At 72.6% G+C, this 13,996-nt stretch carries 8 protein-coding genes; 3 read left to right on the top strand and 5 right to left on the bottom strand.

The features are described from left to right. Window positions 1–76 precede the first annotated feature (76 nt). The 3 genes from ACQ1X7_RS15940 to ACQ1X7_RS15950 form a co-directional block, all read right to left on the bottom strand. Window positions 77–3,256, bottom strand: a complete 3,180-nt coding sequence (locus ACQ1X7_RS15940; protein WP_432479206.1) for a M14 family zinc carboxypeptidase — start codon at window positions 3,254–3,256, stop codon at window positions 77–79. 130 nt (window positions 3,257–3,386) lie between these two features. Next, window positions 3,387–4,382, bottom strand: coding sequence for a potassium channel family protein (locus tag ACQ1X7_RS15945; protein ID WP_432479364.1), 996 nt, complete (start codon window positions 4,380–4,382; stop codon window positions 3,387–3,389). A 111-nt stretch (window positions 4,383–4,493) separates the two neighbouring features. After that, window positions 4,494–5,408: a YihY/virulence factor BrkB family protein gene (locus ACQ1X7_RS15950; protein WP_432479207.1), complete on the bottom strand. Its 915-nt coding sequence runs from the start codon at window positions 5,406–5,408 to the stop codon at window positions 4,494–4,496. Between the two features lie 17 nt (window positions 5,409–5,425). On the opposite strand from ACQ1X7_RS15950, the gene ACQ1X7_RS15955 reads away from it, so the two are divergent. Next, window positions 5,426–7,075 carry an acyl-CoA dehydrogenase family protein gene (locus ACQ1X7_RS15955; protein WP_432479208.1) on the top strand — a complete coding sequence of 550 codons (1,650 nt, stop codon included), beginning with the start codon at window positions 5,426–5,428 and terminating at the stop codon, window positions 7,073–7,075. A 153-nt stretch (window positions 7,076–7,228) separates the two neighbouring features. Here ACQ1X7_RS15955 and ACQ1X7_RS15960 read toward each other — a convergent pair whose 3' ends face one another. Both ACQ1X7_RS15960 and ACQ1X7_RS15965 read right to left on the bottom strand, forming a co-directional pair. Continuing rightward, window positions 7,229–8,665: a glycine hydroxymethyltransferase gene (locus ACQ1X7_RS15960; protein ID WP_432479209.1), complete on the bottom strand. Its 1,437-nt coding sequence runs from the start codon at window positions 8,663–8,665 to the stop codon at window positions 7,229–7,231. Between the two features lie 27 nt (window positions 8,666–8,692). Next, a complete protein-coding gene (locus ACQ1X7_RS15965) occupies window positions 8,693–11,611 on the bottom strand; it encodes a helix-turn-helix transcriptional regulator (protein ID WP_432479210.1) in 2,919 nt (972 codons plus the stop codon). 160 nt (window positions 11,612–11,771) lie between these two features. On the opposite strand from ACQ1X7_RS15965, the gene ACQ1X7_RS15970 reads away from it, so the two are divergent. Both ACQ1X7_RS15970 and ACQ1X7_RS15975 read left to right on the top strand, forming a co-directional pair. Beyond that, complete coding sequence (locus tag ACQ1X7_RS15970; RefSeq protein ID WP_432479211.1) at window positions 11,772–12,575, top strand: calcium-binding protein; 804 nt, start codon at window positions 11,772–11,774, stop codon at window positions 12,573–12,575. Further along, window positions 12,572–13,951 carry an FAD-dependent oxidoreductase gene (locus tag ACQ1X7_RS15975; protein WP_432479212.1) on the top strand — a complete coding sequence of 460 codons (1,380 nt, stop codon included), beginning with the start codon at window positions 12,572–12,574 and terminating at the stop codon, window positions 13,949–13,951. The genes ACQ1X7_RS15970 and ACQ1X7_RS15975 overlap by 4 nt, the downstream gene beginning before the upstream one ends. The last annotated feature ends 45 nt before the right edge of the window (window positions 13,952–13,996 follow it).

A 13,996-nucleotide genomic window follows, 5' to 3' on the forward strand; every position in this document is an offset into this window, starting at 1 on the left:
AACGGATGACCGTAGCCCACACGAGCAGGGGCACGCCACCTTCGTGGCACTCACCTGCCACACCCGCGACGGGTCGCTACTCAAGCAGTCCGTCCAGGGCCCGTCCCACGAGGTCGGTGCGCTCGCCGTCCGTGGTCAGCTGCTCGAGACCGAAGCCCAGCAGCAGCGTGTCCTCGGTCGAGGTGGCCGCGTACGACTGGAGGAGCACCTCGCCGATCTGCCAGTTGCTCTGGTTCGGCGGCGAGCCGGCCGGCGGACCGCCCCGCGTCCAGACGCTGGTCGCGTCCTCGAACCCGTCGGCGTCCTCGACCCCGTCGATCACGACGCGGGTGTCGTCGACGAACGTGCCGACGCCACCGGTGCTCGGGTCGGTCACGTAGGTGATCGACAGCTCGACCTCCCCGCTCAGGCCGGACAGGTCGTAGGAGACGTCGGTCCAGCCCGGGGTGCTGTCCAGGATCGCGTTCCACTCCCCCGTCGCCCCGGCGCCGTTGCAGTCGGTGCCGAGGTAGGTGGTGAGGAACGGGTGCAGGTTCAGCAGGAACGAGTCCGCGTCCTCGCACTCCGTGGGCGAGTCGGTCGAGGTGAGACCACCCTGCTCCGGCAGCGTCGTCCAGTCGTCGCCGCCGGCGCTCCTCGCCTCCACGAGGACGAAGTCGTAGCCCGGCTCGATGTCCGCCGACAGCTGGAACTGCAGCTCGGCGCTCGTGGCCCCGGCCGGGACGTCGACGGTCCGGGTCAGCCGCATGTACGACGCATCCGCGTGCAGCGCGCCGGCGTAGCGGTCTCCCTCGATCGGGGCGAACGGGCTGCCCGCCTCCAGCGGGTACAGCGCAGCACCCTGGCTGGCGAACTGCGGGAACTCGTCGACCGGGAGCACGTCGCTGGTCGGCTGCAGGGCCCCGGCCTCGTCGAGTGGGTTGTCCCCCTCGACCACCGGGCCACCGAGGTCCGCGCCGAAGCCCTCGAGCGGCGGGGCGACCCCGTCGACGCGGGTCGGGTCGGCGATGTCGGTGCGGGTGAAGGCGCCGAGGTAGTACTGCCGGAAGTCGTCGGCCAGGATCAGGCAGTCCTCGAAGAAGCCGTCGGTGCCTCCGTTGATCCGCGGCGAGATGACGCACTCGGCCTCGGGGTCACCGTTCAGGCCGTAGTAGAGGCCGCCGACCGACGTGCTGATCCCCGGCAGGCCCTGGTACTGGGCCGTCTCGCCCGCGTGCACCAGCTTGCCGCCCGCGTTGAGGTAGTCGCGGACCGCCAGTGTGAGGTACTGCTGACGCTCGGCCACCGAGATGTCCGGCAGCTCCCCGAACGGCGTGCTGGTCAGCACGTCCTCGGGGTCCATGGTGATCCGGTTGTCCCCGAGGTACCAGAGGACGGCGTCGTAGTGGTCGAGCACGCCGAGGTCGTGCGGCACGCCCTGTGCGTCGACGTCCCAGACGTCGGTCGTGTAACCCGCCGACTCGACCGCCGCGACGTGCGCGTCGGCGTACTTCGGCGCGGTGGTGCCGGCCGGGTACTCCGGGTTCGCGCCGGTGTAGTCCTCGTTGGCGATGACCAGGACGTCGTCGCCGCTGTCGGACTCGACCGTGTAGGTGAAGGAGTCGCTGGTGACCGGCCCCTCGCCCCGCTTCACGCCGCGGAACCAGACCTCCACCTCGTCCCCGACGTCGGCGCCCTTCACCTGGCCGCGGAACTCGGCGTAGTAGTCGTCGTTCTCGTCGCCGTAGCGCTCACCGCCGGCCCACTCGCGGACCTGGGTGACCACGGTCGGGCCGCCGTCGATGCTGTAGAGCATCCGGCGGTCCTTCAGCGCACGCTTGGCCCACACCGCCACCGTCTGCGGGTCGCCGTAGGAGACCTCGAAGGTGTCGACCCGGAAGTCCTCGGCGGTGCGTCCGACGACCGACTCCGGGTCGTCGGGGTCGGAGGCCGACTCGGCCACCGAGAGCGCGAACGGGATGTTCTTCTCGAACTCCGCCTGCACCAGCTCCTCGTCGTCGGGGAACTCGAACCCGCTGCCGCAGTCGATCGCCTCCCACTCGTCGTCGGGCACCGAGTCGGACGCGGCCTCGCAGGTCGACATCTCGGGCGTGAAGCCGAGGGTGCCGAACTCCTCGGTCATGTGGGTGTCGGTGTCACCGTTGGTGGTGTAGAGCTCTGCCGAGATGTCCGGGTCGTAGCCGGGGACGGCCGGGTCGGCGTCGTCGCCGGCCATCGCCTCGTAGATGACGTCGTCCGGCGTGGGCGTCGCCACCTGCCAGCCGGTGCCGTACAGCAGCAGCTCGGCCGCCGAGTGGTAGTTGACGAAGAACTCGAAGCCGACGCGTCCCATGAAGTCCTCGAGCGCCTGCGACTCCGGCTCGGAGTTCGGGCCGCTGCCGCGGAAGGTCTGGCTGGCGGGGTTGGGCGAGGACCCCTCGTTGTCGTAGCCCCACTTGGTGGCGAAGTTGCGGTTGAGGTCGACCCCGTCGTTCGTCGTGATCACACCGTCGCCGTCGTTGTCCCGCAGGTTCTTGCGCCACAGCCGCTGGCCGGGCGTGAAGGTGTAGTCGTAGCCGTCGGGGTTCGCGACCGGGACGAACCACAGCTCGTTCTGCCGCACCAGCCGGGTGATCGTCGGGTCGCTGCCGTAGCCGTCGAGGACGTAGGTCAGCAGCCGGCGGTTCATCTCGGGCGTGATCCACTCGCGGGCGTGCTGGGCACTCAGGTACAGCACGGCCGGACGCTTGCCGTCCTTGGCCTTGTCGGCGTTCCGGGTCACCTTCACCGCGATGATGTCCTGGCCGTTGACGGTCTGGCCGATGCTCACCGGCTTGGTGATCCGCGGGTGGGCGGCCGCGAGCTCCTCGTACTGCTCCTGGAGACCGCCCGGGCCGCTGTAGGTGCTGAAGACCTCGAAGCCCTCGGCGGCGAGCGCCGTCGCGCGCTGGGCGACGGTCTGGCCGCCGGCCACCTTCTTGGTGCGCAGGTCGATGCCCTGCCGCCGCAGCTGGGCCGCCTGGGTCCCGCTCAGGATCGTCTCCAGCCGGACCTGGTCCTTCTCGCCACGGTCGGCCGGGACGGCGGTGAGCTCGACGTCGTGGCGGTCGACGCCGAGGTCGAGCACCGCGTCCACCTGACCGGGGTCCAGCTCCCCGACGTACACGTCGAGACGGTCGCGGGGATCGCCGGGTGGTTCGGCGCCGGCGGTCCCGGTAGCCAGCACGCCGGCGGCCAGAGCGGAGATGGTGACGATCGACAGCACTGCTCGGCGCATCGCGAACCCCAGGTGTGGAGGGCACGGCCCCCGTGGACCACGCCACTTTGTGGTGCCCGAGACTCCGGTCAATCTCGTGCACCGGTCGAGTCCTGTCAAGCCTCGAGGAGCGAGGGATGCGGAAAGGGGATCAGGCCTCGTCGGAGGCGAAGTCCTCGTCGTGAGTGCCGGGCCTGGGCGCCCACGGCAGCTCCTTGGACGGCCGGACGACGATCAACCGGTCGCCGCGGGCCAGCTGGGTCACGACCGGGTCGAAGTAGCGGTAGACCTTCTCGTCGCGGACGACGGCGATCACCTGGTCGGGCAGCTGCTGCGGCTGCTGACCGACCTCGCTGACCAGCAGGTCGCGCTCGGCGACCTCGAGCCCCTCGCCGTACGTCAGCAGGTCCTCCATCACCGAACCGAGCGTCGGGGACAGCGTCGACAGGCCCAGCAGCCGGCCGACCGCGTCGGAGGAGGTGATGACCGAGTCGGCGCCCGACTGCTTCATCAGCGGCGCGTTCTCCTGCTCACGCACCGCCGACACGATCCACGCGTCGGGGTTGAGCTGGCGCACGGTGAGGGTGGCGAGCACGTTGGAGTCGTCGCGGTCGGTGGTGATGATGACCTGGCTGGCGCGGCCGACGCCCGCCCGTCGCAGCACGTCACGGCGCGTGGCGTCACCGGTGACGACCGCGAGGCCGTCGGCGTGGGCGTCCTGGAGCGCGACCTGGCCGCTGTCGACCACCACGATGTGGTCGCGGTCCTGTCCGTTGCCGATGATGGTCTCCACCGCGCTGCGGCCCTTGGTGCCGTAGCCGACGACGACGACGTGATCTCCCATGCTCTTCCTCCACCGGGCGACCCGGATCATGTCACGGCCCTGTGAGGCCAGGACCTCCAGCGTGGTGCCGATCAGCAGCACCAGGAACGCGATACGGGCCGGGGTGATGATGAACGCGTTGACCATCCGGGCAGGGGTGGAGACCGGCGCGATGTCGCCGTACCCGGTCGTGCTCAGCGTGACGGTCGTGTAGTAGATCGAGTCGGTGAACGACACAGCCTTGGTGGGGTCGTTGTTGTCGACGTAGCCGTCGCGGTCGAAGTAGACCAGCAGCACCGTCCCGACCAGGATCCCGACCGCCATCAGCAGCCGGCGGCCCAGCTCCCACCAGGGCGACCGCACCTGCTCGGGGAGCGAGACCTTGCCGAGGGGTCGTCCCGCTTCGTCGAGGAGGTCGTCGCTCACCCGATCAGGCTAGTCCGTCCGGCTCGGCCGGGGGGACATCCGGTGCTTGAGGCGTTGCACCAGCTCGACCCGCGCCCGGCTGGTCGCCTGCTGCGGGAAGACCGCGTCGAACGCCGCGTTGACGGCCGCCCCGATCAGCACGGCCAGCGCCAGCAGGTACAGCCAGAGGAGCACCGCGATCGGGGAGGCCAGCGGGCCGTAGATGGAGCCCGACTCGGCCGCGGTCTCGGTCAGGATCCAGCGCAGCAGGAAGGACCCGAAGATCCAGGCCGCCAGGGCGAACGTGGCGCCGGGGAGGTTGAAGGTCCAGTTGGTCCGGACCGGCACCGAGACGTGGTAGAGCGTCGCCAGGAAGCAGATCGACAGGATCAGCACGGTCGGCCAGTAGAACTGGGTCAGGAAGTCCAGCTGCCCGGGCACCAGCCGACGTACGAGCGAGGGCCCGGCCACCACCAGCGGGAGCGTGAACACCCCGGTCACGATCGCGAGGATGTAGAGCAGGAAGGACAGGGCGCGGGTCTTCACGATCCCGCGGTGGCCACCGAGGCCGTGCATGATCGTGATGGTGTCGACGAACACGTTGAGGGCCCGGCTGCCCGACCACAGCGACAGGATGAAGCCGAGGGAGATCACGTCGAACCGGCCCGGCCGCAGCACGTCGTTGATGGTCGGCACGATGATCCGGTCGACCGCGTCCTCGGTCAGCACCCGCGAGGAGAGGTCGATCACCGCCAGCCGGACCTCGGCGACCTCGGCGGGGCTGAACTGCTCGCTGACGTACCCGATCGCCCCGGCGAGCGCGAAGACCAGTGGCGGGACCGAGAGGATCGCGAAGAACGCCGCCTCGGCGGCGAGGCCGGTCACCCGGTAGCGGATGCACGACCCGGTCGTGGTGACGATCAGCCGCCACAGCAGGTCGCGCATGTGTCTACGGTAACGACATGGACACCCCCGACCGCGCAGCCGAGCGGCGCGCCAGCACCAACCAGGCCCCGCTGCTCGCCGGCCACGACGTGGTCGGCGGCGACCGGGCGCTGGTGGACGCGGTCACCCGTCACGCATCGGCGGAGGTCGTCGACGACCTCACTCCGCTGGGCCTCGAGGCCGGCACCGCCGAGGCGCGCGAGCACGGCATGCACGCCAACGAGAACCCGCCGCGGTTGTGCACCTACGACCGCTACGGCAACCGGATCGACGAGGTCACCTTCCACCCCTCGTGGCACTGGCTGATGGAGCGGGCGGTCGGCCACGGCCTGGCGGCGACGCCGTGGGAGTCCGACAGCCCGCACGCCCACGTCCGGCGCGCGGCCGGCTTCATGGCGTGGTCGCACACCGAGCCCGGGCACGGCTGCCCGATCTCGATGACGTACGCCGCCGTCCCCGCGCTCCGGGCCGACGACGCGCTGGCCAAGGAGTGGACGCCGCTGTTGGCCTCCACGTCGTACGACCCTCGACTGCGGCCGGTCGCCGGGAAGCGCGGGGCACTCGCCGGGATGGGCATGACCGAGAAGCAGGGCGGCTCCGACGTGCGGGCCAACGTCACGAGGGCCGTCCCGACCTCGGCCGACGGCGAGTACACGCTGCACGGCCACAAGTGGTTCACGTCGGCGCCGATGAACGACGTCTTCCTGGTGCTGGCCCAGGCCGACGGCGGCGTCACCTGCTTCGTGGTGCCGCGGGTGCTGCCCGACGGGAGCCGCAACCCCCTCGACGTCGTCCGGCTCAAGGACAAGCTCGGCAACCGCTCGAACGCCTCGAGCGAGCTGGAGCTCGACGGCACCCTCGGCCACCGCCTGGGCGACGAGGGTCGCGGTGTGCGCACCATCATCGAGATGGTGGCCGCCACCCGGCTCGACTGCGTGCTGGGCTCCACCTCCCTGATGCGGCGGGCGGTCAACGAGGCCGCCTGGCACGTGGCCCACCGGCGCGCGTTCGGGTCCGTGCTGGCCGACCGGCCGCTGATGCAGAACGTCGTCGCCGACCTGGCGGTCGAGGCCGAGGCCGCCACCGCACTGGCCGTCCGACTGGCCGCGGCCGTCGACGGGATCACCGACCCCCACGAGGCGGCGCTGCGCCGGATCGCGCTGCCGCTCTCCAAGTTCTGGGTCTGCAAGCGGACGCCGGGGCTGGTCGCCGAGGCGCTGGAGTGCCTCGGCGGCAACGGCTACGTCGAGGAGTCAGGACTGCCCTTGCTCTACCGCGAGGCCCCGCTCAACTCGGTGTGGGAGGGCTCGGGCAACGTGAACGCGCTCGACGTGCTCCGCGCCCTGACCCGCGAGCCCGAGGTGCTCGACGCGTGGATCACCGAGGTGGGACGGGCGCGCGGCGGCGACACCCGACTCGACCGGGCCGTCGACGACACGCTCGCCCTGCTGGGTGACACGGCGGCGATGGAGGTCTCCGCACGCCGCCTCGCGGGGCGGATGGCGACGTGCCTCCAGGGCTCGCTGCTGGTACGCCACGCGCCGGCCGAGGTCGCCGACGTCTTCTGCGCGAGCCGGCTGGCCGAGGGCCACGACGGCACCTACGGAGCCCTCGCCGGCGGCGACCTGCGGTTCCTGCTCGACCGGGCGACGCCGGCGGTCGCCTGAGTCCTCCTGGGTGGTTTCGACACAGGTGCGGCAGGCAGCCGCACCACCGGTGGTTGAGGAGGGCCGTCAAGGCCCGTCTCGAAACCACCCATGCCGGATCAGTAGTTCCCGCACCACGACCGGCATCATCCGTTCATGAGGCGCCTGCCCGGGTCAGGCCAGGTCGAGACCGGGGTAGAGCGGGTGCTTCGCGAGCAGCTCGGAGGCGGCGTCCTTGACCTTGCCGGCGACCCCGTCGGAGGTGGCGTACGACGCCTTGGAGGGCCCCCCGGCCTTGGTGGTGCCGGGCTCGGTGGCCGACAGCACGTCGACGATCAGCTCGGCGACCCCGTCGAACTCGTCGTGGCCGAAGCCCCGGGTGGTGAGGGCGGGGGTGCCGAGCCGGATGCCGGAGGTGTACCAGGCGCCGTTGGGGTCCTGGGGGACCGAGTTGCGGTTGGTGACGACCCCGGCGTCGAGCAGCGCCGACTCGGCCTGGCGGCCGGTGAGGCCGAACGACGACACGTCGAGCAGCACCAGGTGGTTGTCGGTGCCGCCGGTGACCAGCCGGGCGTCGCGCTTCAGGAAGCCGTCGGCCAGCGACTTGGCGTTGTCGGCGATCCGCTGGGCGTAGTCGCGGAACTCCTGGGTGCGGGCCTCGGCCAGGGCGACCGCCTTGGCGGCCATCATGTGGGAGAGCGGGCCGCCGAGGACCATCGGGCAGCCGCGGTCGACATCGCGGGCGAACTCCTCCTGGGCCAGCACCATGCCGCCGCGCGGCCCGCGGAGCGACTTGTGGGTCGTGGTCGTGGTGACGTGGGCGTGGGGCACGGGGTCCTCGTCGCCGGTGAAGACCTTGCCGGCCACCAGGCCGGCGAAGTGGGCCATGTCGACCATCAGGGTCGCGCCGACCTCGTCGGCGATCTCACGGACCTTCGCGAAGTCCACCCGGCGGGGGTACGCCGAGTAGCCGGCCACCAGGATCAGTGGTCGGAACTCCCGCGCCTTCGCCGCCAGCGCGTCGTAGTCGAGCAACCCGGTCTCGGGGTCGGTGCCGTACTGCTGCTGGTGGAACATCTTGCCGCTGATGTTGGGCCGGAACCCGTGGGTCAGGTGGCCGCCGGCGTCCAGGCTCATGCCGAGCAGCCGCTGGTTGCCCAGCTCGTGGCGCAGCGACTCCCAGTCGGCGTCGGACAGCTCGTTGACGTTCTTCGCGCCCAGCTTCTCCAGGCCGGGCGACTCGACCCGGTGGGCCAGGATCGACCAGTACCCGACCAGGTTGGCGTCGATCCCCGAGTGCGGCTGCACGTAGGCGTACGGCGCGCCGAACAGCTCGCGCGCGTGCTCGGCCGCCACCGTCTCGACGGTGTCGACGTTCTGGCAGCCGGCGTAGAACCGGTGGCCGATCGTGCCCTCGGCGTACTTGTCGCTGAACCAGGTGCCCATGGTGAGGAGCACGGCCGGTGAGGCGTAGTTCTCGCTCGCGATCAGCTTCAGCGACCCGCGCTGGTCGGCGAGCTCCTGCCGGGTGGCGTCGGCGATCCGCGGCTCGACCGAGCCGATCACCTCGAGGATCTGGGAGTACGCACTGCTGATGAGGGCATCGGTCATGGCCGACAGCCTACGACCAGCCACGGGTCACGCCGGTCCCCGTCCCGAGCCCAGCTGGTGGGCCACCCGGGCCGCCTCCTGGCGCCCCGGGACGTCGAGCTTGCGCAGGATGTTGGACACGTGCACCGACGCCGTCTTGACGCTGATGAACAGTGCGTCCGCGATCTCCCGGTTGGTCCGGCCGGCGGCCAGCGCGGCCAGGACCTCCTTCTCGCGCGCCGTCAGCGCGTAGCCGGCCAGCGGGTCCGGGCCGGGGTCGGGCACCGCGGGTGGCAGCAGGTCGACCCGGTAGAACGCGGCCAGCGCCTCCACCTCCTGCACCAGCCGGGCGGCGCCGAGGCCCTGGGCCGTGTCGTGGACGGCACGCAGCGCACCGATCGAGTCGACGTCCACCCCCGCGCCGAGCAACTCCTCGGCCTCACGCCACCGCGCGTACGCCGCGGGCAGCGGCCGGCCCAGCGCGTCCCAGGCGGCGGCCGCACCCCGCCACGGCTCGGCAGCGGGAGCGAGGTCCAGCCGGGCCAGCTCGGCCGCGGCCTGCCGGTCGAGGGCCTGGGTCTCGGGCAGCTCGGCCCACCCGGGGAGGGCGCCGACCGCCGCCCGGGCGTCCAGCAGCTCCTGCCGTGCCGGCGCCCGGCCCTGCCGCGAGCGCGCGTCCCGGTGGGCGAAGGCCAGGTCGGCCAGGGCCCGCAGCCCCAGCCCGACGAGCGCGCTGCCGAACACCGCTTCGTCGGTGTCGCTGATCGCGGCGAGTCCGTCCTGCGCGATCTCCAGCGCCGCCTGCGGCCTCCCGGCCCAGAGCTCGACCTCGGCGGAGGTCTCGGTGACCTCCCGCCACCAGCCGAGCGGAGCGCCCTCCGCCTCGATGATGAGCCGGGCCTGCTCGCAGCGCTCCCACGCGGCCGGCAGGTCCCCCTGGGCGACGGTCAGCTTCGCGGCCAGCAGCAGGACCGGGGCCGCCATCACGCCCCGCGGATGTCGACCGAGCGCCTGCCCGATCAGCTCCTCCGCCTGGGGGAGCCGCCCGGCCTTGATCAACGCGTCGCTGGCGTTGCACAGCAGCAGGCTCCCGAACTGGCGGTCCTGCCCGAACCGGTCGAGCTCGGAGAGCCCACCGCGAGCCAGGTCGACCACGTGGTCCAGCCGGCCCGCGAGGCCCAGCACGTGACTCAGGTTGACGTAGGCCTGGCCCAGCTCGAAGGGGCTCTCGACCTCGCGGGCGATGGCGAGCGACGCCTCCAGGTGGTCGACCCCGGTGTCGAGGTCGCCTCGCGAGGCGGCGACGAGACCGAGCGCGTTCCGCGCGGTGCCCTCCTCCCGCCGGGCGTCCACCTGGCACGAGATCGCAAGCCCACGGCGGGCCTCGTCCTCGCCCTCGTCCAGGCGGGACCAGGCGGCCGCCAGCAGCCCCAGCCCGGCGTGGACGCGCGCGGACAGGACGCTCACCTCCTCGTCCGGGAGCAGCTCGGTCGCCGAGCGGTACGCCGTCTCCGCCGCCGCGACGTCCCCGGCGACGAACTCCGCGGCGCCGAGTCGCTCCAGCAGCACCGCCCGTCGGGCGGGGTCGGCGACCCGGTGCAGCTGCTCGTGGAGCAGGCGCACGGCGGCCTGGTTGTCGCCCACGACGCTGGCCGACGACGCCGCTCTCACGGCGAGGTCGAGCCGGTCGACCCGGGGGTCGCCGACCCGGTCGAGCAGCTCCAGGGCCAGTCCGAAGCTGGCCCCGGCGGCGCCGAAGGCGTACATCTGCTCGTAGGCCCGCCCGGCGGTGATGGAGGCGGCGAGCGCTCGTTCGAGGTCGCCGGCGAGGTGCCAGTGGCGAGCCACCTCCCCCGCGACCTCGGGGGCCGGGTCCGCCTCCTCCTCCAGGGCCTCGGCGGCGGCCCGGTGCAGCCTCGTCCGCTCGCCGGGCAGCAGCTCGGCGTACACGACCTCGCGGAACGCCGGGTGGTGGAACCCGATCCGGTCGTCTGCACGCACCTCGGCGACCCGGGCAGCCAGGCCGGCGCGCAACGCGTCCTCGACGTCCTCCACCGGCCGGCCGAGGGTGCGGGCGAGCAGCGGTCCGGAGGCCACCCGGCCGATCACCGCCGCCGCGCGCAGCAGCCGACGGGTGTCGGCGGGCAGGGCCTCGACGCGCACCCGGAGCAGCTCGTGCAGGGTCGCGGGCAGCTGTCCCGGTCCGTCGCCCGCCATCACCAGCTGCTCGACGAACAAGGGGTTCCCGTCCGAGCGCGCCAGCGTCTCCTCGAGCCGCTCGGGCGGGACCGCCCCCGCCAGCGACGTCACGAGGCGCGCCGCGTCGTCCCGTTCCAGCCTCGGCACCCGCACGGTCCGGGCGTCCATCCGGCCGAGCTCGACCAGCCACGACGCGAGGTCGCTGGACTCGTCGGGCGCGTCGTCGCGGTGGGTGAGCAGGAGCAGCACCCGCTCGTCGTTCAGGTTGCCGACGAGGAAGGTCAGCAGGTCGAGGGTCGACCGGTCGGCCCAGTGCACGTCCTCGACCACGTGGACGACCGGCCGGTGCTCCGACACCCGCCCCAGCAGCCCCAGCACCGCCTGGAACAGTCGCATCCGCGACGTCGCCTCGGACCCCGGGTCGGGAGTCGTCGGTACGGCGTCGCCCGACGCCGCGGGGAGCAGCCGGGCCAGCTCGGGCGAGCCCCGGACCTCGCGGTCCACGAGACCGTCGCCACCCTGGCGCAACGCCTGCGCCAGCGCGGCGTACGGCAGCGGCTCACCCGCCACCGGGATGCAGGCGCCGGCCAGTGAGAGGGCCTCCGCCCCGGCCAGGAACTCCTGCACCAACCGGGTCTTGCCCACACCGGTCTCCCCCGACAGCACCACGACCGTCGGGATCCCGGATGCCGAGCGAGCGAGCGCCTCCGACAGGTCCCGCAGGATGCCCTCGCGTCCGACGAGCTCTCCGCTGGAGCGCGGGTCCACAGGGCCATGATGCGCCCCCCACGGCGGGCCCCGCCACCTCCATCGACGCCCGTCTGAGGTGGGCCGGCCCGGATCTGAGGTGGCCTCCCGATGTCGGGTGACCGTCTGGCTTCCTAGCGTCCCGGCCATCGCACCAACGACACCGAAGGGGAACCACGCGATGACCCACACCTACTCATCGACCACCAGCCGCCCGGGACAGCGCCGGATCCGGCGCGCTCTCGGCGCCACGCTCGCCGTCGGCGCACTCGTCGGCGGCACGGCGGCCACCTCGGCGGCCCTGGTCGTCCCCGGGACGCCCGGCAAGGACGTGCACATCGGCGGGGACGACGACAACGCCGACAACCCGCTCATCCAGCCGCCGGGCGTGACGGCCAAGCAGCACATGGAGAACACCGACGTGCTCTTCGGCCGGGCCAACGACGACCTGCTGATCGGCAAGGAGGGCGACGACACGCTCCTCGGCGGCGAGCAGTCCGACATCCTCGTCGGCGGGCCCGAGACCTCGCTCCCCAACAGCGACGTCCTGATCGGCGGGGAGGGCCGCGACATCAACATCTGGGCGCCCGGTGACGGCAGCGACGCCTTCGTCGGCAACGAGGCCTGGGACACCATGATCTTCGCGCCGTTCGTGGAGGACGCCAACGGCGACCCGCTGCTCACGCGCGCCGACCAGCGCTGGATCCCGCGGGTCGACATCGACGGCCTGCCCGCCTTCAGCTGCACGATCGTGGAGGTCCCGCGGTCGGCCGGCTTCGGGTTCCAGTTCCTGGTGCGCTTCAACGTGAACGGCAACCCCGTGGTGACGGTGCGCCAGAAGGACGTCGAGCAGGTCTACTGCCCGAGCCCCGAGGAGGACCGTGCCCTGGTCGCGGACCTCACCGACAGCGAGCCCGAGTTCCGCCGGGTCTGGCTCGACCGGGTCCCGGGGACGGTCGGCAAGATCCTGAAGCCGGTCGGGTGAGCGAGATGGCCCGCCTCGAACGCCGCGCCGTGGTGATCGGCGCCAGCATGGCGGGCCTGCTCGCTGCCCGCACGCTCGCCGACCACTACGACCGCGTCACCCTGGTCGACCGGGACGAGATGCCGGCCCTGCCGGTCAACCGCGGGGGTGTCCCGCAGGGCCGGCACGTCCACGGGCTGCTGTCGTCCGGGCTGGCCGTGGTCGAGCGGATGTTTCCCGGCACGACCGACGACCTGGTGGCACGCGGTGCCCAGCTCGGCGACGCGCAGCAGGACGCCCGCTACTACTTCGGCCCCGACCCGCTCGCCGCGGGACGTGCCGACCTGCCCGCCCTCGGGGTGAGCCGGCCGTTGCTGGAGTGGTACGTCCGACGCCGGTTGCTGTCCCCCTCTGTCACCGTGCAGGAGCACACCTCGGTGCTGGATCTCGCCTTCACGGCGGACGAGCGTCGGGTGGACGGGGTCATCGTCACCGACCGCGACTCCGGCACGCCCCACCTGCTGCCGGCGCACCTCGTGGTCGACGCCTCGGGCCGGACCTCACGGACCCCGGAGTGGCTGGAGCGTCGCGGCTACCTCGCGCCCCACGAGGACGTGCGGCGGATCGACAAGCGGTACGCCACGCGGACGTTCCGGCACCCGCGCGGCGCCGACGAGCCGGTGGTGACGGCGGTGCCCGCCTCGCCCGTGCTCCCCCGCGGCGGGCTCGCCATCGCCCACGAGGACGACGTCCTGATGACGTGCCTGGTGGGCCGTGACGGCGAGCGCCCGCCGTTGGAGCTCGAGGCCTACCGCGCCTGGGCCCGCACCCTGGCCTCTCCCGTGCTGGCCGACCTGCTCGACGGGCTGGTGCCGCTCGACGAGGGGCTGGCCTACCGCTTCCCGGCCAACCGCCGCCGCCACTACGAGCAGCTGACCCGGTTCCCGCGCGGCCTGGTGGTCACCGGCGACGCGCTGTGCGCGTTCGACCCGGTCTACGGCCAGGGCATGTCCGTGGCCGCGTTGGAGGCCGAGCTCCTCGGCCGGTGCCTCGCCGAGGGCGTGACCGGCCTCGCCCGGCGCTTCCACGAGGGCGCCGCCGCGATCATCGACACGCCGTGGGCGATCGCGGCGGGTCCGACGCCCGACCGGCGCCCGTCGCTGCGGGCGCGGCTGGCGAGCGGGTACCTCCGGCGGCTGGTCGGGGCGGCGGCCCACGACCGCGAGCTGGCCACCGCCTTCCTCCGGGTCAACCACCTCGTCGACGCCCCGGCCGACCTGCAGCGGCCGCGGGTGGTGCTCCGGGTCCTCCGGAGCGTCGTGCGGGGTCCCGCAGCCGGGGGGCGGGACTCCGACCGGTCCAGGAGCCCTGAGCCTGTGGGGTCGGGCTCGGGGTGAGGGTTGTCCGTATTTTGGACGCACGTCTCACATCACGAGATGTCG

The organism is Nocardioides sp. GXQ0305 (assembly GCF_050880345.1).
Classification (GTDB): Bacteria; Actinomycetota; Actinomycetes; order Propionibacteriales; family Nocardioidaceae; genus Nocardioides.